Genomic DNA, 18913 nt, shown 5'->3' on the forward strand with positions numbered 1-18913 from the left:
TCTCTCGGCGCAGACCCCGGTCAAGTATACCACAGTGCCGGAGGGAATGAATCGAGACCGGTCGAACCGGTCCTTGGCGGATGGTCTGCTTACCCCAGGGCAAAGGTATTGCTATAATTTGCGAAACATCGTGGCATGAAAATGAAAATCTGCACTTGCGCAGCCGCCTGGTTCCTCCTGTTCGGCCTCTGGGGGTCTTTCGTGCACGGCCGGACGGGTGCGGAAACGGAGTTCGCCCGGGCCTACCGACACTACGCGGGCGGCGCGCACGCCGCCGCCGAACCGCTGTTCCGGAAGGCGCTGTCCGATGACGCGTTCGTGCTCGGGGACTACGCCCTCTACTTCCTCGGACGCATCGCCGCCGACGCGCACCGGCACGGGGAGGCCCGGCGCCGTTTCACCGAGTTGAGGCAAGCGCATCCCCGCAGCGTCTGGGCCATCGAGGCATCCTTCGAACTGATCGACCTCGATCTGGCCCAGGGACGGCACAAGTCGGCCGCGCAGCGGGCCGGCGCCATCCGGAAAAGCGCGCGCGGAAAGGAGACTCGGGCCAGGGCCGCCCACAGCCTCGGGCGCGCGCGCGAAGCCGCGGGCCGGGATTCCGCGGCGTACGCCCTCTACCAGGAGGCGCGCCGGCGCGGGCCGCGCACTCCCTGGAGCAGCCGCGCGAAGCAGCGGGTCCGGGAACTCCGCCGCAAGCACCCGCGTCAACTCGGGTTGAAGAACGGCCAGGAGATGCTGCGGGAAGCCCGGCAGCTCGAGCGCGAACGGGATTACGAAGCGGCGGCCGACCTCTACCGGCGCATCCTGCGCGAAACCAACTACCGCCGGCTGTCCCTCGAAGGCTTGTCCGACGTGTACCGGAAACTGCGCCTGCGGGCGGAGGAAGAAGAGGTCCTGCGCCGGTACGTGCGGCACTATCCGAAGCGCGACCGCGCGGGGGCGGCGCTGACGCGCATCGCCACCATCCAATGGAACCGCAACGACGACGCGGAAGCGTTGAAGACGCTCCGGAAATTCATGAAGAAGTATCCCGGCCATCTTCATCGACGCTACGCGATCTACGTGACCGGGCGCATCCACGAGTCCATGGGCCGGTGGCAGGCGGCGGCCCGCACCTACCGGCAGCTCTTCGCCAAGGAGCACCGCTACAGCCGGTTCCGGAGCGACGCGGCGTGGCGTCTGGCATGGCTCCAGTACCTTCGCACCGACTACAACTCGGCCCGGGAAACCTTCCGTGACATCGCCGGCCGGCGCGGCAACTTCCGGCTGGCGGCCATCTTCTGGGAGGCGCGCACCGCCGAGCGGCTCAAGGACGGCGCCGGCGCCCGGCGGCTGTACCGCCGGGTCGTCAAGAGAGACGCCGAGTCCTACTACGCGATCCTGGCGTCCCGGCGGCTCGCGGAGCTCGGCGAAGCCCTGCCCGAGCCATCCTCCGCCGCACGGCGCGGCCCGGCGGAGCGCGCTCCCGCCCTGGGCGAGCGCGCCAGGATTCACCTTGCGCGCGCACGCGCGCTGGCGCGCATCGGCCTGAACCAGCTCGCGCACGCCGAGATCGACCGGGTCCGCCGGCATTCGAAGCGCACGAAAGGCCTCAGGCTTCTGCTCATGCGCGAGTACGCGCGTACCCACGCTCATCATCGAAGCCTCTCGCTGGCGGTGCGGTCGCCATCGTCCCCCGAGGTGCTGCGGCTCCGGTATCCGCTGGCCCACTGGGACGCGGTGCGGCGGCGGGCGACCGAGAACGGGCTCGACCCTTACCTGGTGTTGTCGCTGATGCGGCAGGAGAGCCTGTTCAGGCCGCGGGCCGTGTCCCCCGCCAACGCGCTGGGGCTCATGCAGATGCTTCACGAAACCGCGCGCGCCGAGGCGTCCAAGATGGGGCTTTCGGAACCCGACGCCCGCGACCTTTTCGATCCGGAGCTGAACATCCGGCTCGGCGCCCACCACCTCAAGGGGTTGCTGGAAGACTACGACCAGAGCCACGCCAAGGCGCTGGCGGCCTACAACGCCGGCAAGGAAGCGGTGGAACGCTGGGCGCGGGATATGGAAGGCACAGACGACATGGAGTTCATCGAGCGCATCTCCTACCGGGAGACGCGCCGCTACGTGAAGGCCGTGCTGCGCAACTACCACGCCTACCGCACCCTCTATGGCGACGCGCCGCCGGCAGACCGTTCCTAGCGGGCTGTCTGGCTGATGCCGGCGGGGCGCTCGGGCGTCCCGCGTTGGACAAATCCCGGCGGTTCTCTATATTGGGCCGATGCACCGCGAACACAAGGAAATCATCTCCGCGGAGGACCGTACCACCTGGGCCGCCACCGCACCGGCGATCCTGACGCCGCGAGAGCGCGGTTCGGACCAAGCCGCCGCCAGCATGGTGCGCACCCTGTTCGACCGCCCGCGCTGGCTCGAACCCTGCCACCTTTACGACGAGAGGGGCTCGCTCCTGTTCGAGGACATCTGCGAACTGCCGGAATACTATCCGACCCGCACCGAAGCCGCGATCCTCGAACGCGAGGCCGGCGCGCTCATGAGCCTGGCGCCGGTGGAGTGCATCGTGGAGCTGGGGGCCGGCTTCTCGAAGAAGACCGTCCACCTGCTGAAGGCGCTCACCAACGCGCGCGGGCGCGGCACCTTCGCCCCGGTGGACGTGAGCAACACCGCGCTCATGGCGTCCAAGCGCATGGCCGAGGAGCTGTTCCCCGAGTTGGCCTTCACCGGGCTCGAGGCCCGCTTCGAGGACGCCATCACCAGCATCACCCGGGAGATCCCCAAGCTCGTGGTGTTCCTGGGCAGCACCATCGGCAACTTCACCCCCACCGACATGCTGCACTTCTTCAGCCACCTGACCGAAAACATGGGGCCTGAAGACTATCTGCTGCTGGGGGTGGACCGGATCAAGGACCGGGCCGTCATCGAGCCCGCCTACGACGACTCCCGCGGCATCACCGGCGCCTTCATCCTCAACGGTTTCCGCAACGTCAACCGCGTCACCGGCGCCAACTTCCAGTTGGACAAGATCGCCTTCCGGAGCCGTTACAACCAAGAGCGCGCCCAGGTGGAGATGTGCGGCGTCGCCCTGGAGACCCACCGTGTGGAGTTTCCGCGCCAGTCCGCGTCGTTCGTCTGGGAGAAGGACGAAACGATCCTGGTGGAGACCAGCCGGAAGTTCGACCCGGAGGACCTGCAGGTGCAGCTCCGCTGCTTCGGGCTCGAGACCCTGGGCCACTGGACCGACCCGCGGCAATGGTTCTCGTTGCTCCTGTTCCGGCGCAACGTAGCGTCCGCGGAGTTGCCATGATGAAGAAAGTCCCGGACAAGACACCCGCCTACGATCTCAGGGACGAGCGCTTCTGGGACCAGCAGGACCTGCGCTCGGAGGTGGAGCGCGTCTTCCACCTGTGCGCCGAGTGCCGGCTGTGCGTGAAATTCTGCGGCAGCTTCCCCAAGCTCTTCGACGCCATCGACTCCTACTGCACCGAAGAGGAGTTCGCCGAAGTGGACTCCTCCAAGCTCAAGGCGGACGACGTGGACGAGGTGGTGGACCTGTGCTTCCAGTGCAAGCTGTGCAACATCAACTGTCCCTACACGCCGGGCGACCACGACTGGGCCATCGACTTCCCGCGGCTCATGGCCCGGGCCAAGGCCCAGCACGTGAAAAAGCACGGGGTGCCCTTCACGGACCGCATGCTGGCGAAGCCCGACCTCGTCGGCAAGCTCGGCTCCGCCACCGCTCCCATGGCCAACTGGGCCAACGAGAACCGCGTGCACCGGCTGTTCATGCAGGGCGCCCTGGGCGTGCACAAGGACAAGAAGCTGCCGCCGTTCGCGTGGAAGACCTTCGCCTCCCGGTACCGCTCCGAGCACAGGAAGCCCGCGGGCGAGCCCGTGGCCAAGGTCGCCTACTTCGCCACCTGTTTCGTCAACTACAACGAGCCCGGCATCGGCATGGACACGCTGGAGGTCATGGCCCGCAACGGCGTCGACGTGGTCCTCGCGTACCAGGAATGCTGCGGCATGCCGTCATGGCACAACGGCGACATGGACCAGGCCCGGGCCCAGGCGCAACGCAACGTCGAGCTGCTGGCGCCGTTCGTAGCCGAGGGGCGGACCGTCGTGGCCACCAACCCCACCTGCTCCATGACCCTGCGCGACGAGTACCCGCGCATGCTGGACACCCGGGCGGCGCGGGACGTGGCCGAGCACACCACCGATCCCACCGCGTTCCTGGCCTCGCTGCACGCGGAGGGAAAGCTCAACCGCGACTTCAAGACCGGCCCCGGGAAGGTCGCCTACCACATGCCGTGCCACCTGCGGGCGCAGCGGCTGGGCAACCGCACCGGCGCGCTGCTGTCGCTCCTTCCGGAGACCGAGGTCCAGACCGTGCAGGCGTGCTCGGGGCACGACGGCACCTGGGCCATGAAGCGGGAGAACTTCGAGGCCTCCATGCGCTGGGGGCGGCAGGCGTTCCGGGGCATCGAGGAGGCGGACGCCGCCGTCGCGTGCTCCGACTGTCCGCTGGCCGCCATCCAGATCGAGCAGGCCACCGGCAAGCACCCGCTCAACCCCATGCAGATCCTGGCCAAGAGCTACCGCGGGGAAGATTTCTGAGACCGAGGAACTTTCTGAGACCAAGGAACGCTCCCGGTGATCCTGATCACCACCGCGAGGCAACCCTATGAGCATCACCCTTGAAATCGAGGAACGCGCACCCTTCGCCGAAGGCGCCGATTTCGGCACCGCCGGTGCCTACGAACGGATAAAGGGACGCGCGCGGTTCGCCATCGACCCGAGCCTGCCCGCCAACCGCGACATCGTGGACCTTGCGCTGGCTCCGGCGGACAGCCGCGGCCTAGTGGAGTACTCGACGGAGTTCTTCATCATCAAGCCGGCGGACATGAACCGCGGCAACCGCCGGCTGCTCTACGACGTCAACAACCGCGGCAACAAGCGCGCGCTGCAGTTCTTCAACGACGCCCCGCCCACCAACGACCCGCGCACCGCCGAGGACGCCGGCCACGGCTTCCTGATGCGCCGGGGCTACACGGTGGTGTGGTGCGGCTGGCAGGGAGACCTGCTTCCGGGGGACGGCCGCCTGACCATGGAGCTGCCCGTCGCCACGGGACCCGACGGCCCGGTCACCGGGCCTTTCCGGGCCGAGTTCATCATCGAGCAGCCCGGCGTGACCACCGTGTCCCTGGGCGGACACGACTACATCCGGCCCTGTCCGGCCGCGGACCCCGGCGCGGAGGGGGCCACCCTTACGCGCCGGCGGCTGGACCCCGATCCACGCGAGCCCGTCCCCGCCGGCGAGTGGCGATTCGCCGCCGCGGACGCCGCCGGCAACGTCTGGCCGTCGGCCACGAACTGCCACCTCGCGGAAGGCTTCCGGCCCGGCTGGATCCACGAGCTCATCTACACCGCGAAGGACCCGCTGGTGCTTGGGCTGGGATTTGCCGGCGTACGCGACCTCGTCGACTTCCTGCGCCATGCCGACGAGGACGCGGCGGGACAGGCCAATCCCCTGCGGGACGGCGCGCCGGGCATCGAGAAAGCCTACGCCTGGGGGCGTTCCCAGAGCGGACGCTTCCTGCGCGCGTTCGTCTACGGCGGTTTCAATGCCTCGGACGGAGGGCGGCGCATCTTCGACGGGATCTTCTCCCACGTGGCCGGGGGCGGGCGGTTGCAGCTCAACTACCGCTTCGCGCAGCCCGACCGCTATCCGCGCCAGCACGAGGACCACCTCTACCCCTCGGAGGAGTTCCCCTTCGCCTACGGCCGGACCGAGGACCCGTTCACCGGAAGGCAGGATGCGATCCTGAAAAGGCCGGAAACCGACCCCGTGGTCATCCACACCCAGACCGCCACCGAGTATTGGCAGCGGCGCGGCTCCCTGGTGCACACCGACCCCCGCGGCAACGACCTCCCGGAGCACGAGAACATCCGCGTCTTCCTGTTGTCGTCCCTGCAGCACAACGACGCGGCCGCAGCCCTCGAAGGCGGCGTGCCGCGATACCCGCTGAACCCGCTGCCGGCCAATCCGGTCCTGCGCGCCCTGCTGGCCGCGCTGGACGAGTGGGCTACCAAGGGAGTGGCGCCTCCGGAAAGCCGCGTGCCGACACGGTCCGCCGGCGACCTCGTCACGGGCGCCGAGTTCCGCGAGGGATTCCCGGCCGTTCCCGGAAGCGCCTGCCCCGAACCTCATGCGCTGTACCACCTGGACCGCGGGGCGGAGTTCGCGAACGGCGTCATTTCCCGGGAACCGCCGGTGGAGGACAAGACCCGCGAGTATCCGGTGCTGGTGCCCGCGGTGGACGCCGACGGCAACGAGACCGCCGGCGTGCGGGTGCCGGAGGTAACCGTGCCCCTAGCCACCTACACGGGCTGGAACCTGCGCAAGGACTCGGAGGTGATGGCGGGCATCGTCGGCAGCGCCCTGCCCTTCGCCCTGACCGAGCGGACGCGCGCCGCGCAGGGAGACCCGCGCCCCTCCATCGAAGCGCGCTATCCGTCGCGGGAAGCCTATCTGGCCGCGGTGCGCGCGGCCGCCGAGGAACTCGTGGAGCAGCGCCTGCTGCTGGCCGAGGACGTGGAGCGGTGCGCGGCGCTGGCGGGCAAGCGCTGGGACGCGCGGCGGGGAAACGGGTCCGGGAGAACGTAGGAACCTATTCCATCAAGCCGTTGTCCCGCAGGAACTCGATGACGAAAGCGTCGAATCCCGCGGGGTCCTCGATGCAGCACGCGTGACCCGTTCCGGGGAGCACCTTGTGAACCGCCCCCGGCGTCAGCGCCGCGGTCTTCCGGCCCCCTTCCAAGGACATGTCGTGCTCGCCGTTGATGACCAAGGTGGGCACCCTCATCTCCCCGAGGCGCGGCGTCATGTCGGTGCCGCCGCGGGCACGGAATATCTGCGCGATGGACGTGCCCGAAAGCCACGGGTTGCGCTCCAGGAAGAGGTCCAGCAGGTACTTGCCGAGCCGGGTGCTCTCGAAACCCGGCGCCACCAGTTCCCTGATGTGCTTCCCGTGGTAGGTGGTCACGTCGTCCGTGTAGCCCTCGATCCGGTCGCCGATGCGCCCGCCCCCGCCGCTGCTTCCGCCTACCAGGATCACCGCCCGGAACGTCTCCGGGTGGTCGAGACCCAGCAGCAAGGCGATGCCCGACCCCACGCTGACGCCGCCGATGACGGCTTCCGTGACGCCCTCCGCCCGGCAGACGGCCAGCACGTCGCCCGCCATGTCCCCCAGCGAGAACGGCGTCTCCGGCTTGTCCGACCGGCCGTAACCCCGGATGTCCAGCGAGATCACCCGGAACCAGGTGGAGAAGTGCGCCACCTGGTACATCAGCAGATTGTGGTCGAACGGGTTGGCGTGCACCCATATGAAGGGCAGACCCTCCCCGGAAACCTCGTAGTAGATGCGGACGCCATTGGAATCCGTGTACGGCATGGAACACCTCGAACGACAGTGTAGAGCGGTTTCGAACGTTGCGTCGTTCCAACCACGAAACCGGACACATGGCAAACAGAGAGGCGAACCGAACCGATCCATCAAGATCATGCTATAATTGGTCCCATGACGACTGCCGAAAGCGTCCGGCTCGACAAGTGGCTGTGGGCGGCGCGGTTCTTCAAGACACGCTCGCTCGCGGCCGAGGCGGCCCAGGGCGGCAAGGTCCACGTCCGCGGCGACCGCGCCAAGCCGGCCCGGCCGGTTCGCATCGGCGACCGGCTGGAGATCCGGCGCGGTCCTTGGGAATGGGTGGTCACGGTCAAGGGTCTGTCAACGAAGCGTGGCCCCGCCAGCGAGGCCGCGCTGCTATACGAAGAAACCGAGGAAAGCGCGCGCAAGCGCGACGCCGCGCGTGCCGAGGCCCGATCCCACGCCGCCCCTCTCCGCGAACGCGGCGGACGGCCCACCAAGAAGGACCGCCGGGACCGCGCGCGCTTCGCGCGTGAGGATTGACGCGGGGGTAATGAGCAATGGCTTCTTTCGAGGTAAAGGTTTACCGGATTCAGGTGGAGGAGCATCCCAATGCGGATGCCCTGGAGTTGGCGCGCGTGGGCGGTTACGTGAGCCTTATCAAGAAGGACTCTTTTTCGACGGGCGACCTTGCGGTCTACATTCCCGAGGCGTCCATCGTCCCCGACGACGTGATTCAGGAACTCGGGCTTGAGGGCCGCCTTGCCGGCAAGGCGAAGAACCGCGTGAAGGCCATCAAGCTGCGTGGGGTCCTGTCTCAGGGACTGATCTACCCCGTCGCGGGGAACCGCCTGAGCGGGGCCGAAGTGGCGGAGGGCGACGACGTGATGGAGGCCCTCGGCGTGGAGAAGTGGGAGCCGCCGATCCCGGTCCACTTGTCCGGCAAGGTGCAGAATTCCCACGGGGCGACGCTTCACTACGACATCGAGGACATCAAGAAGCACCCCGATGTCTTCAAGGCCGGAGAGGACGTGGCCGTCACCGAGAAGATTCACGGGACTTGGTGCTGTCTCGGCTGGAACCGGGAACGCGGCGCCATCGTGTCGTCGAAGGGGTTGTCCTCCCAAGGATTGTCCTTCAAGGTCGACGACCCGGACAACGCGGACAACCTGTACGTGCGGATGTGGAAGACGCATGGCGACCTGGTGAAACAGCGGGCGGAGCAATGCGGCCAGTCCGTGTACGTCCTGGGCGAGATTTTCGGGCGCTCGGTTCAGGACCTCCGGTACGGCGAGAAGGCGCAGGCTTTCGCCGTATTCGACGTGTACGTCGGAGACCCCGGCTCCGGCAGGTACTTGAACTGGTCCGAGATCCTGGAGTTTGCCGGCGCCGACTTCCCCATGGTCCCGGCCCTGTATCGCGGTCCGTTCGATGCCGGTCTTCTTCCCGACTGGACCACCGGCAAGACCCTGTGGGGTGAAGGAGTGGACCAGATTCGAGAGGGCGTCGTCATCCGGGACTGCGCCGAAGGGTCGGACATGGAGATCGGACGCCGAGTCCTCAAGAGCGTGTCCGAGGGTTATCTGCTTCGGAAGGGGGGAACGGAGTTCAACTGAGGCTGGTGACGTGCATCATACATGCGGGTAAAAATACGGCTATTTTACCCACATGCATGAGCGGACGCTTGCGGGACCGCCCTACATCCCCTCCAGCAGCACCGTGCGGATCATGGAGATGGCGTTGAGGCTCATGCGGGTGCGGTCGGGGCCGCCGCGGCCGCCGAGGTTGTAGGTGCGGGTGTTGAACCGGGTGCCGTCGGTGATGGAGATGTAGGTCTGGCCCCTGGCGAGGTTTACGGCGGTGTCGCCGGGGTTCTCCACGGCGTGCAGCGCCAGGCCGAAGTCGCTGCCGGCCTGCTCGCGGACGGTCCAGGCCAGTTCCTCGGTGAGCTGCTCGGGCTGCTCCAGCAGCGCCTCGGCCTCTCCGGGCCGCCGCGAAAGCGCCAGCAGGCGGCGGGTGCCGCGCTCGCCGGGCGCCACCATGCCTTCCACGAAGTGTTCCTTGCTGGCCCGCTGCAGGCGGTCGGCCACGAGGCCGGCGGTCATGTCCTCGAAGACGGCCACGCTCCGGTCGTGCTCCCGGAGCAACCGGCCCACCGCGTCCTCCATGGTCTCGTCGTCCACGGCGAAGACATGGGTGGTGAGAAGCTCGCGCACCTGCGCCTCCACCGGCGCAATCAGCTCCATGGCCTCCTCGCGGCTGGACGCCTTGGCGGTGATGCGCACGTCCACCTGGCCCGGGTGGGCCAGCACTCCCACGGTGGGGTTGCTGGAGTTGGCGATGAGGTCGCCGATCTCATGGTCCACCGAGCTTTCACCCATGTCGGTGACCTTGAGCACCCGGTAGGTGATGGTCTCCGACAGGTTCCACCTGCGCCGGGCGTAGGGGGTCAACTCGTTCTCGAACAGCCACTTCATCTCGTGCGGCACCCCAGGCAGCGCGAAGATGACGCCCTTCTCGTGCTCGACGATGAACGACGGCGCGGTGCCGTTGGGATTCTCCACCGGGATGGCGCCTTCGGGGATGTCCGCCTGCCGCTCGTTGTTGGGAGTCATGATCATGCCGCGGCGGCGGAAGCGCGTGTCGATCTGGTCCAGCAGGCCCGGGTCGCGCACCAGCTCGCGGCCGCACACCTCGGCGATGATCTCCCGGGTGAGGTCGTCCTGGGTCGGGCCGAGGCCGCCGCTGGTGATGACGAAGTCCGCCCGGTCCAGCGCCCGACCGATGACGTCTTTCATGCGCCCCGGGTTGTCGCCCACGATGGTCTTGAAGAAGAGGTTGACCCCGAGGTCCGACAAGCGCTGGGCCATCCACGAGGAGTTGGTATCCACGATCTGACCCAGCAGCAGCTCCGATCCGATGGCGACGATTTCAGCGTTGGGCACGATGCGCTCCTGTTACGTGTTCGTTGAGGACTTACGTGCCAGAAGCCGGCACGGGTTGGCAAGAGGGCTCTACTCCACGCTGGGTGCGGGCATGGCCTCGGCGGGGGTCTCGTCGGGCGCCCTGCGCCGGACCCGCGCCAGCACATCCAGCCACAGGGAGTAGAGCGTGGGCGTGAGCACGAGCGTGAACAGGGTGGATACCGCCAGTCCGCCAAGGACCGCGGAGCCAAGGCCGCGGTAGAGCTCGGAGCCGGCGCCGCGGGACAGCACCAGCGGCAGCATGCCGAACACGGTGGTGGCGGTGGTCATGAAGATGGGGCGGATGCGGGTGCGCACGCTGGCCAGCAGCGCCGCCTGGGGTTCTTCCCCCGCGCGGATGAAGTTGAGGGTCTGGTGCACGATGAGGATGGCGTTGTTCACCACGATGCCGGTCAGGATGATGAACCCCAGCATGGTGACGGTGTCCATCTTGATGGTGGGCTCGGTGGCGTGCCCGAGGCTCACGGCGAGGATGCCGCCGGTGGCCGCCAGGGGCACGCTGAACATGATGATCAGCGGATAGCTCCAGGATTCGAACAGCGAGCACATCACCAGGTAGACCACCACCACGGCCAGCAGGAACGTCCACTTGAAGGCGTCCCAGGTTTCCGCCAGCTTCTGCGCCTGGCCGCTCACCGCGATGGAGTAACCCAGCGGCAGGGTGCGCCGCACCTCCTCCACCGCGCCGTCCTCCACCAGCCGCACGGCTTCCTCCAGCGGCATGGCGTGGTGCATGTTGGCGTTCAGCTTGATGGCGCGGTCGAGGTCCACGTGCTCGACCTTGGTGGGACCGTCGCCCGGGCGGATCTCCGCGATGTCCGAGAGCTGCACCAGCCGGCCCGCGCCGTCGGACAGCATGAGCGCGCCCAGGTCCTGGGTGTGGGCCATCTCGTCCCGCGGCCCCTTGAGGATGATGTCGATCTCCTTGCCGTCTTCGCGGAAACGCCCGGCGCGGGTGCCCTCCACCGCGGTCTCGATGACGTCGCCCACGTCGGAGGCGCGCAGGCCCAGGGCCGAGACACGGTCGCGGTCCAGGTGTACCCGGATCTCGGGATTGCCCCACTCGAAGGACGAGTTGACGAAGTTCACCCCCTCCACCCCACGAATGCTCCCTTCGAGGCCCCTGGCGATGTTCCGGATGGCCTGCAGGTCGTCCCCCTTGACGTCGAGGGCCACGTTGTTGCCGCCGATGAAGCCTCCCCGCTGGCGGAAGAGGGACGCCTGGGTGATGAACACCGCCTGGGTCCCGGGAATGCCGCCGACGGCGCGGCGCATGGTCCCCACCACCCGGCGCATGCCGTTCAGATCGGTATGGGGTTCCTTCACGATGGCCCCCATGATGGGGGTGTCCAGGCGAATGACGGCGAACATGCGCTCGATCTCGGGGATGCCCCGGACGCGCGATTCGATCTCCTTGATGATCGATTCCTTCTGGTCGGTGTTGAAACCCGGCGGCATCTTCACCACGCCGAAGATGAAGTTGCGGTTCCCGCGGGGCAGATAGTCCAGCGGCGGCGCGAACCACCAGGCCAGCGCCACCGACCCGCCCACGATGAAAAGGACCACCGCCACCCGCCGCACGGCGCCGCGCTGGAGCCACGCCAGCAGTCCGAGGACCATCCCGGAGAACCCGGCGCCGGCCCGGTCCAGCACGGACATGACCGCGCGCAGGCGGCGGAACCGCGTCCGCGCCTTCTCGGGCAGGATGTGGGCGGAGAGCATGGGCACCACGGTGAGGGCCACCACCAGGGACAGGGCCACCGCCACGGACACGGCCAGGGCGATGTCCCGGAAAAGCTGTCCGGCCTCTTGCCGGACAAACAGGACCGGAACGAACACGGCCACCGTGGTGAGCGTCGACGCCAGGATCGCGCCCCCCACCTCGCGCGCGCCGTCCAGCGCGGCGCGCACGCGCCCCTTGCCCATGTCGCGGTGGCGGAACACGTTCTCCAGCACCACCACGGCGTTGTCCACCACCATGCCGGTGGCGAAGGCCAGGCCGGCCAGCATGATGACGTTGAGGGACGAGCCGACGATGTTGAGGACCACGAAGGTGGTGACGATGGACACGGGGATCGCTACCCCCACGACGATGATGCTGGCGGGGCTGCGCAGGAACAGCAGCAGCACCAGCACCGCCAGGGTTACCGCGAAGTAGATGTTGCGAGTCACCAGGTCGATGGAGTCGTGGATGTAGTCGGTCTCGTCGTAGACCATCGTCAGATCGATACCCTTTTCGCCGTAGCGCTCCTGCAGCCGGCTCAGGGTCTCCCGGACGCCCTCCATGACCTCCATGGTGTTGGCCCCGGAACGGCGCAGGATGCCCATGCCGAGGGCGAGCCTGCCGTCGATGCGCACGGCGAAGTCCCGGTCCTCGTGGCCGAAGGAGACGGCGGCCACGTCGCGCACGTAGACGGGCCCCTGGGCGTCGTGCCGCACCACCACGTCAGCGATGTGATGGAGTTCCTCGAACTGGCCGAGGGTGCGCACCACGTGCCGGCGCTTGCCCTCGCTCAGGTCACCGCCCTTGACGTTGCGGTTCTCGCGGGTGACGGCCTGCCGCACCTCCGCCACCGTGATGCCGCGGGCCGCCATGGCGCTGGGATCCAGGGTCACGTGCACCTGGCGGTCGCGGCCGCCGAAGCGCCACACCGCGCCGACGCCGGGGACCCGTTCCATCTGCGGCACGATGACGTCCTTCAGCTCCTCCCACACCTCGTTGAGGTCCCGCTCCGTATCCACCATGATCCACGAGATCGGGCTCTCCTCGTCGGTGTTGACCGCGCGGATGCGGGACTCGCCGACGTCGGGCGGCAGGTCCCTGACGGTGTCGAGCTTCTCGGAAACGCCCAGGCGCGCGATGTCCTTGTTGGTGCCCCAGTCGAAGCTGAGGACCACCCGGGAGCGGCCCTCGATGGAACTGGAGGAAACCTGCTTGAGCCGCTCCACGGCGTTGAGCCGCTCTTCCAGCCGGTCGGTCACCTCGCGCTCCACCTCTAAGGGCCCGGCGCCGCCGTACTCGGTCTCCACCGTGATCTCGGGCCGGTCCACGGTGGGTATCATCTGCACGGGCAGGCGGAACAGCGCGATGGTCCCGAAGAGCACCGCCAGGATGATGCCGACGGTCACCGAGACCGGATTGCGCACGCAGAAATCAACGATTCCCATCACGTCTCGAATCGGGGCCGGCGTTCGGACCGCCGGGCCTTCCTCCAGGTCCGCCGGGCCGCGCCCCCGGCCGTCCGCCGGGCCTGCCGCCTCCCGGTCCTCCCCGCGGCCCGGCCCCGTTGCCTAGCTGTACCTTGGCCCCGTCCCGCAACACCTCGTTGCCCAGCGTCACCACCTGCTGGCCGGGCTTGAGGTCGCCGCCGGCGATTTCCAGCAACGCGCGGTAGCCGCGCCCGGTGCTCACCTTCACCGCCTTGGCCTGACCGTTGGACACGACGAAGACCACCTCGTCCGGGCCGCGCCGCACCACCGCGTCCTTGGGCACCAGCACGCTCGGCTCGCCGCTCGAAACGATCACCGTGACGCGCGCCAGCATGCCGGCCTTGAGCCGTCCGCGGGCGTTGGCGAGCCGGACCTTCACCGGGAAGCTGCGGCTGCGCGTATCCGCCTGGGGAACGATGTGCGCGACTTCGCCCGAGAAGACCTCGCCGGGGAAGGCGTCCAGCGTCACGTTGGCTGGGAGACCCGTGCGCAACCGCGCGATCTTGCGCTCCCCCACCGGCCCGGACGCGAACACCGGATCCAGGTCCACCAGGTCCGCCACGGGCTCGCCCGCGTTCACCCAGTCGCCCACGTCCACGTGCTTCCTGACGATGAAACCGGAGATGGGCGCGCGCAGCGTGCTCCTGTCGATCTCGTAGGCCACCGCGTCCATGCGCGCCCGGGCCTCCTCGTGCTCGGCCTCGGCCATGGCGATGTCCTCGGCCCTGGCGCCGGAGCGGGTGAGATCCAAGGCCGCCCGGGCGCTACCGTACTTCTCGCGCGCGGCGAGGTAGTCGCTCTCCACCTTCTGGAACTCCGCCAGGCTGATGAGCCTTCCCTCATGGAGCCGCCGCGCGCGTTCGAGGTCGCGCTCGTGGTGCTGCAGGATCGCCTCCTGCTCCTTGGCCGCGGCGAGCCTCTGCGCCACCTCCTCGGAGCGGGAGCCCTCCCGGACCTTGTCCCACTGCTTCTTCGCCCGGGCCACCGCCGCCGCGCGCTCGCGCAACGCGATCTCGCGCCGCCCCCGGTCCACTTGCAGCAGGACGGTCTTGCCCGCCGCCACCGCGTCGCCTTCCCGGAAGCCGGCCGCGGCCACCCGGCCCGCCACCACCGCCGCCGCCGTGGTGGCGACGTTGGGCTCGATGGTGCCGATGAAGGAGACCTCTTCCGGGATCGCCTTCGATTGCACGGGCGCCGTCTTCACCGCCACCGGGCGCGGCCCCCAGCGCTGCGGCCACGCGTCCACGGCGCACAAGACGAATGCTGCCAGCAGGCATGCGGCCAGGAGGACCGGCCGCGGCACGAGAGACAGGGAATGGAGGGACATGACTTCTTGCCTAAACGGTCCGTTTCGGGGACGCAACTCCACCTGATTGGACGATGCGGGGTTCCGTCCATCCGGCGCGTGTCCCGCGAACATCCGAGGATAGGGGTTTTGCCGGAGAGGGGCAACCGCCACGCCGGCGGGACGCAAGGCCGCTTGACAGGCCATTGGTGACAGCCTACGATTCGGGCATTTCGTGCCGCAAGCCGTCCCGCCTCTCGGGGACAATCACCTTCGCGGAGGAGAATGACATGGCCAAACAAGGCTTCAAGGCAATGGACTCCGACATGCACGTGTTCGAGCCCCACGACCTGTGGCAGCGCTATATCGACCCGGAGTTCAAGGACCGCGCCCCCAAGGGCTTGCAGCGCGATTTCCGCGACCTCGGCGTCGAACTCGACGGCAAGATCCTGCCGATCCCGAGGCGGCCGGAGAACCCGGGGCTGAGGGACTACCGCCTGGCCACCCTCAAGGAGAAATACAGCGACGTGGCCGCGCGCAACTTCGACGGCGTAAGCCAGGTCATGGCCATGGACAAGGAAGGCCTCGACGTGGCGTTCCTGTTCCCCACGCGCGGGCTCTTCGTCCTCGGCATCGACGGGCTCGACCCGGAACTGGCGGCGGCCATCTCCCGAGCCTACAACGACTGGCTCTACGACTTCGCGCAGGCCGACCGCGACCGCATGGTCTGCGTCGCCATGGTGCCGCCCCAGAACGTCGAGGCGGCGGTGGCCGAGACCAGGAGGACGGTGACCGAGATGGGGTTCCGGGGCATCTTCATGCGTCCCAACCAGACCAACGGCAAGTGCTGGAGCGACCCCTACTACGATCCCCTGTGGGAGGTATGCCAGAGCCTGAACGTGCCGGTGGGCTTCCACGAGGCCGGACGGGTCTATCAACCCCAGCCGGCCATCTCGCAGTTCATCCCGTCGTTCTCCATGTTCAACACCCTGAGCTTTCCGCTGGCCAACATGTTCGCGTGCGCGGACATGATCTACGGCGGCGTGATGGAGCGCTTCCCCAAGCTCCGCGTGGCCTTCCTGGAGGGCAACTGCTCCTGGCTCCCGTGGCTCCTGTACCGCATGGGCGACTACATGGAGTCAGTGGGCAAGGCCGAGTACCCGGACTTGAAGCTCGAGCCGCTGGAGTACTTCCAGCGCCAGTGCTTCGGCGCCGTCGAATGCGACGAGGTCACCGCCAAGCACATTCCGGAGTTCGGCCTGGAGGACAACGTGGTGTTCTCCACCGACTATCCGCACCTGGACGTCAAGTATCCCCACTCGCTGGATACCTTCCTGGAGATGCCGTTCTCCGACGAGTCCAAGCGGAAGTACCTCTGGGACAACTGCGCCCGGCTGTACAACATGGGTCAGTGACATCTCCAGTCGGACAGGACACTAACTCCATAGCGACATTCGAGCGGCGGGGGATCGTTGAAGGCTTCTTCGGTCCCCCGTGGAGCATGGTGCACCGCGCGGCGATGTTCGCGTTCGGCGCCGCGCGCGGCATGAACACCTACCTGTACGCGCCCAAGGACGACCCTTACCACCGGGAGCGCTGGCGGCTCCCCTACCCGGAGCCGGAGTGGCGCGAGCTATGCCGCCTCATCGATGCGGCCCAGGGCCACGGCATCGACTTCGTGTACGGCTTTCACCCGGGCAAGGACCTCTGCTTCGCCGCCGCGGAACCCGTGCGCGTCCTGCTCGACAAGGCGGCGCGGCTCTACGACCGGGGAGTGCGCACCTTCGCGGTGTTGTTCGACGACATCCCGTCGCACCTTACCGACCCCGGAGACGTGAAAAAGTACGACAACAGCCTGGCCAAGGCGGAGTCCTTGTGGCTGGAGGCGGTGTTGGAGGCGCAGCCCGCGGACTGGGACGCGGAGTGGTGGTTCTGTCCCTCGTACTACACCCCTGACCCGCTGCTTGCGCGGATGTTCGGCGAGTTCGAGCCGGAGTTCCCGGAGACCGTCGGGCGCTACCTGCCGGAGCCGGTGGCCTGCTTCTGGACCGGGACCAAGGTGGTGCCGGAGAACGTCACCCTCGCCGATATGGAGGAAATCGGCGAGAGGATGGGGCACCGGCTGCTGCTCTGGGACAACTACCCGGTCAACGACCTCACCATGGCCGACGAGATGCACATCGGGCCTCTCACCGGCCGGGACCCGCGGCTGCCGGAGCGGGTGCGCGCGCATCTGACCAACCCGCTGCTGCAGGAGGAACTGAGTTTCGTCCCCATGGCCACCTGCTTCGACTACGCGCGGGACCCCGGAGCCTACGACCCCGAAGCGAGCTGGGAGACGGCGGTGACGGAGCGGTTCGGTGCGGACAACCTGGAGCACTGGCGGGCGCTCCGGCTGTTTTGCGAAAGGGACGCGAAGGCCGCCGGCGCGGCGACGTTCTCGGAGTCGGAGCGGAACGCGCTGGAAACCGCCAACGGCTATCTGCTGGCCCGCCGCGGCGAAGGGTGGTGCCGGGAGTTCGAGCCGTGGCGGGAGAGAATGGAGCGCGCGCTCCGCTAGCGTCCTGTCCGGCAAAGAACCAGCATATGTCGTGTTATTCAAGGACGGAACACGGGCATCATGGAAGAGAAGAACGTATCCACCCGTGAGATACTGGACACCCTGAACGAGGTCCGTTCGCGGACTCTGGCCCTGGTGGAAGACCTTTCCGGCGATCAGCTCACCGTGCCCATGCTGAACATCGTCAATCCGCCGCTCTGGGAGATCGGGCACGTGTCCTGGTTTCACGAACGGTGGGCGTTGCGGCACCTGCGCGGCCACGACCCCATCATTTCCAACGGCGACGAACTCTACGACTCCGCGGCCGTGCACCACGACACTCGCTGGGTGCTGGCGCTGCCGCCGCTGAAAGAGACCCTCGCTTACAAGGAGCGCGTGCTGCGGGAGATCACGGACAAGCTTCCCGCCGAGCGCCTGAGTCCGGAGGAGACCTACTTCCACAAGCTGGTGATCTTCCACGAGGACATGCACGCGGAGGCCATGACCTACACGCGCCAGACCCTGGGCTATCCCCCGCCCCCGTTCGTGACGGGACGCGCGGCGCCGCGGGGCGGCCCCTGCCCCGGCGACGTGGAGATGCCGGGCGGCGAGTTCGTCCTTGGCGGCACGCCCGACCTTCCGTTCGTCTTCGACAACGAGAAATGGGGCCACCCGGTGACCGTGGTCCCCTACCGCATCGCCCGCGCCCCGGTGACCAACGAGGAGTTCGCCGCCTTCGCCGACGACAACGGCTACGAGGATCGGCGGTGGTGGAGTGACGAGGGCTGGAGCTGGCGGCAGGCCGAGGGCGCGACGCATCCCGTATACTGGAAGCGCGAGTCGCCGGGACAGTGGCTGGAGCGGATCTTCGACCGCTGGGGGCCGCTCCAGGCGGAGTTGCCGGTGATCCACGTCAACTGGTACGAGGCCGAGGCCTATTGCCGGTGGGCCGGGCGGAGGCTGGCGACGGAAGCGGAGTGGGAGATGGCGGCGACCGTGGACCCCGCCACCGGCACGGACCCTGAAGCGGCCAAACGCGGCTACCCTTGGGGCGAAGAGGCGCCCGACCCCTCCCACGGCAACCTCGACTGGGCCGCCGGAGGCCGGTTGCCCGTGGACGCGCTCCCAGCGGGCGACAGCGCCGCCGGCTGCCGGCAGATGATCGGAAACGTGTGGGAGTGGACGGCCGACGCCTTCCACCCCTACCCCGGTTTCGTCCGGGACCCGTACAAGGAGTACTCCGAGCCCTGGTTCGGCGACCGCAAGGTGCTGCGCGGCGGCTGTTGGGCCACCCGCTCCCATCTGATCCGCAACACCTGGCGGAACTTCTTCACCCCGGACCGGCGGGACGTGCTGGCGGGTTTCCGGACGTGCGCGATGGACTAGCGGTCCTTCGACTTCGCTCGGCAGACCTCGCTACGCTCAGGACGAACGGGTTGGCGTTATTGTCCGTTCGTCCTGAGCGTAGCGA

Annotated in this window: 13 protein-coding genes; 9 read left to right on the top strand and 4 right to left on the bottom strand. The window is 68.0% G+C overall.

The genetic code is table 11. The features are described from left to right. Positions 1–135 precede the first annotated feature (135 nt). The 4 genes from OXU42_03435 (at position 136) to OXU42_03450 (ending at position 6664) form a co-directional block, all read left to right on the top strand. Positions 136–2184: a transglycosylase SLT domain-containing protein gene (locus OXU42_03435; protein MDE0028441.1), complete on the top strand. Its 2049-nt coding sequence runs from the start codon at positions 136–138 to the stop codon at positions 2182–2184. Positions 2185–2263: 79 nt separating this feature from the next. Continuing rightward, the gene (locus OXU42_03440) at positions 2264–3304 is read left to right on the top strand and encodes an L-histidine N(alpha)-methyltransferase (protein MDE0028442.1); all 1041 of its coding nucleotides are present in this window, start codon (positions 2264–2266) and stop codon (positions 3302–3304) included. Continuing rightward, the gene (locus OXU42_03445) at positions 3301–4614 is read left to right on the top strand and encodes an anaerobic glycerol-3-phosphate dehydrogenase subunit C (protein MDE0028443.1); all 1314 of its coding nucleotides are present in this window, start codon (positions 3301–3303) and stop codon (positions 4612–4614) included. Before OXU42_03440 ends, OXU42_03445 begins: the two co-directional genes overlap by 4 nt. A 67-nt stretch (positions 4615–4681) precedes the next feature. Beyond that, positions 4682–6664 carry an alpha/beta hydrolase domain-containing protein gene (locus OXU42_03450; protein MDE0028444.1) on the top strand — a complete coding sequence of 661 codons (1983 nt, stop codon included), beginning with the start codon at positions 4682–4684 and terminating at the stop codon, positions 6662–6664. Between the two features lie 4 nt (positions 6665–6668). Here OXU42_03450 and OXU42_03455 read toward each other — a convergent pair whose 3' ends face one another. After that, the gene (locus OXU42_03455) at positions 6669–7451 is read right to left on the bottom strand and encodes an alpha/beta hydrolase (GenBank protein MDE0028445.1); all 783 of its coding nucleotides are present in this window, start codon (positions 7449–7451) and stop codon (positions 6669–6671) included. 126 nt (positions 7452–7577) lie between these two features. Here OXU42_03455 and OXU42_03460 point away from each other — a divergent pair, with 126 nt between their 5' ends. Next, on the top strand, positions 7578–7967 hold the full coding sequence (locus tag OXU42_03460; protein MDE0028446.1) for an RNA-binding S4 domain-containing protein: 390 nt from the start codon (positions 7578–7580) through the stop codon (positions 7965–7967). Positions 7968–7984: 17 nt separating this feature from the next. Further along, the gene (locus tag OXU42_03465) at positions 7985–9040 is read left to right on the top strand and encodes an RNA ligase (ATP) (protein MDE0028447.1); all 1056 of its coding nucleotides are present in this window, start codon (positions 7985–7987) and stop codon (positions 9038–9040) included. Between the two features lie 81 nt (positions 9041–9121). Here OXU42_03465 and OXU42_03470 read toward each other — a convergent pair whose 3' ends face one another. The 3 genes from OXU42_03470 to OXU42_03480 form a co-directional block, all read right to left on the bottom strand. Then, positions 9122–10369: a CinA family nicotinamide mononucleotide deamidase-related protein gene (locus OXU42_03470; protein MDE0028448.1), complete on the bottom strand. Its 1248-nt coding sequence runs from the start codon at positions 10367–10369 to the stop codon at positions 9122–9124. Between the two features lie 69 nt (positions 10370–10438). Beyond that, the gene (locus OXU42_03475) at positions 10439–13576 is read right to left on the bottom strand and encodes an efflux RND transporter permease subunit (protein ID MDE0028449.1); all 3138 of its coding nucleotides are present in this window, start codon (positions 13574–13576) and stop codon (positions 10439–10441) included. Then, on the bottom strand, positions 13563–14945 hold the full coding sequence (locus OXU42_03480) for an efflux RND transporter periplasmic adaptor subunit (GenBank protein ID MDE0028450.1): 1383 nt from the start codon (positions 14943–14945) through the stop codon (positions 13563–13565). Before OXU42_03480 ends, OXU42_03475 begins: the two co-directional genes overlap by 14 nt. A 248-nt stretch (positions 14946–15193) precedes the next feature. On the opposite strand from OXU42_03480, the gene OXU42_03485 reads away from it, so the two are divergent. From OXU42_03485 to senA, 3 genes are read left to right on the top strand one after another with little or no spacing between them, the layout of a single operon-like run. Beyond that, positions 15194–16318 (top strand): amidohydrolase family protein, encoded by a 1125-nt coding sequence (locus OXU42_03485; protein MDE0028451.1) that lies wholly within the window; start codon positions 15194–15196, stop codon positions 16316–16318. Next, complete coding sequence (locus tag OXU42_03490) at positions 16315–17463, top strand: beta-N-acetylglucosaminidase domain-containing protein (protein ID MDE0028452.1); 1149 nt, start codon at positions 16315–16317, stop codon at positions 17461–17463. The genes OXU42_03485 and OXU42_03490 overlap by 4 nt, the downstream gene beginning before the upstream one ends. 60 nt (positions 17464–17523) lie before the next feature. After that, entirely contained in the window at positions 17524–18828 is a 1305-nt protein-coding gene (senA, locus tag OXU42_03495) for a selenoneine synthase SenA (GenBank protein MDE0028453.1), read from the top strand. Positions 18829–18913: the final 85 nt, after the last annotated feature.

The organism is Deltaproteobacteria bacterium (assembly GCA_028818775.1).
Classification (GTDB): domain Bacteria; phylum Desulfobacterota; class Binatia; order UBA9968; family JAJDTQ01; genus JAJDTQ01.

Bases quoted from the DNA above. Each gene is read 5' to 3' on its own strand.
- OXU42_03435 (MDE0028441.1), top strand. From the start codon at position 136: ATGAAAATGAAAATCTGCACTTGCGCAGCCGCCTGGTTCCTCCTGTTC.
- OXU42_03440 (MDE0028442.1), top strand. From the start codon at position 2,264: ATGCACCGCGAACACAAGGAAATCATCTCCGCGGAGGACCGTACCACC.
- OXU42_03445 (MDE0028443.1), top strand. From the start codon at position 3,301: ATGATGAAGAAAGTCCCGGACAAGACACCCGCCTACGATCTCAGGGAC.
- OXU42_03450 (MDE0028444.1), top strand. From the start codon at position 4,682: ATGAGCATCACCCTTGAAATCGAGGAACGCGCACCCTTCGCCGAAGGC.
- OXU42_03455 (MDE0028445.1), bottom strand. From the start codon at position 7,451: ATGCCGTACACGGATTCCAATGGCGTCCGCATCTACTACGAGGTTTCC.
- OXU42_03460 (MDE0028446.1), top strand. From the start codon at position 7,578: ATGACGACTGCCGAAAGCGTCCGGCTCGACAAGTGGCTGTGGGCGGCG.
- OXU42_03465 (MDE0028447.1), top strand. From the start codon at position 7,985: ATGGCTTCTTTCGAGGTAAAGGTTTACCGGATTCAGGTGGAGGAGCAT.
- OXU42_03475 (MDE0028449.1), bottom strand. From the start codon at position 13,576: ATGGGAATCGTTGATTTCTGCGTGCGCAATCCGGTCTCGGTGACCGTC.
- OXU42_03480 (MDE0028450.1), bottom strand. From the start codon at position 14,945: ATGTCCCTCCATTCCCTGTCTCTCGTGCCGCGGCCGGTCCTCCTGGCC.
- OXU42_03485 (MDE0028451.1), top strand. From the start codon at position 15,194: ATGGCCAAACAAGGCTTCAAGGCAATGGACTCCGACATGCACGTGTTC.
- senA (MDE0028453.1), top strand. From the start codon at position 17,524: ATGGAAGAGAAGAACGTATCCACCCGTGAGATACTGGACACCCTGAAC.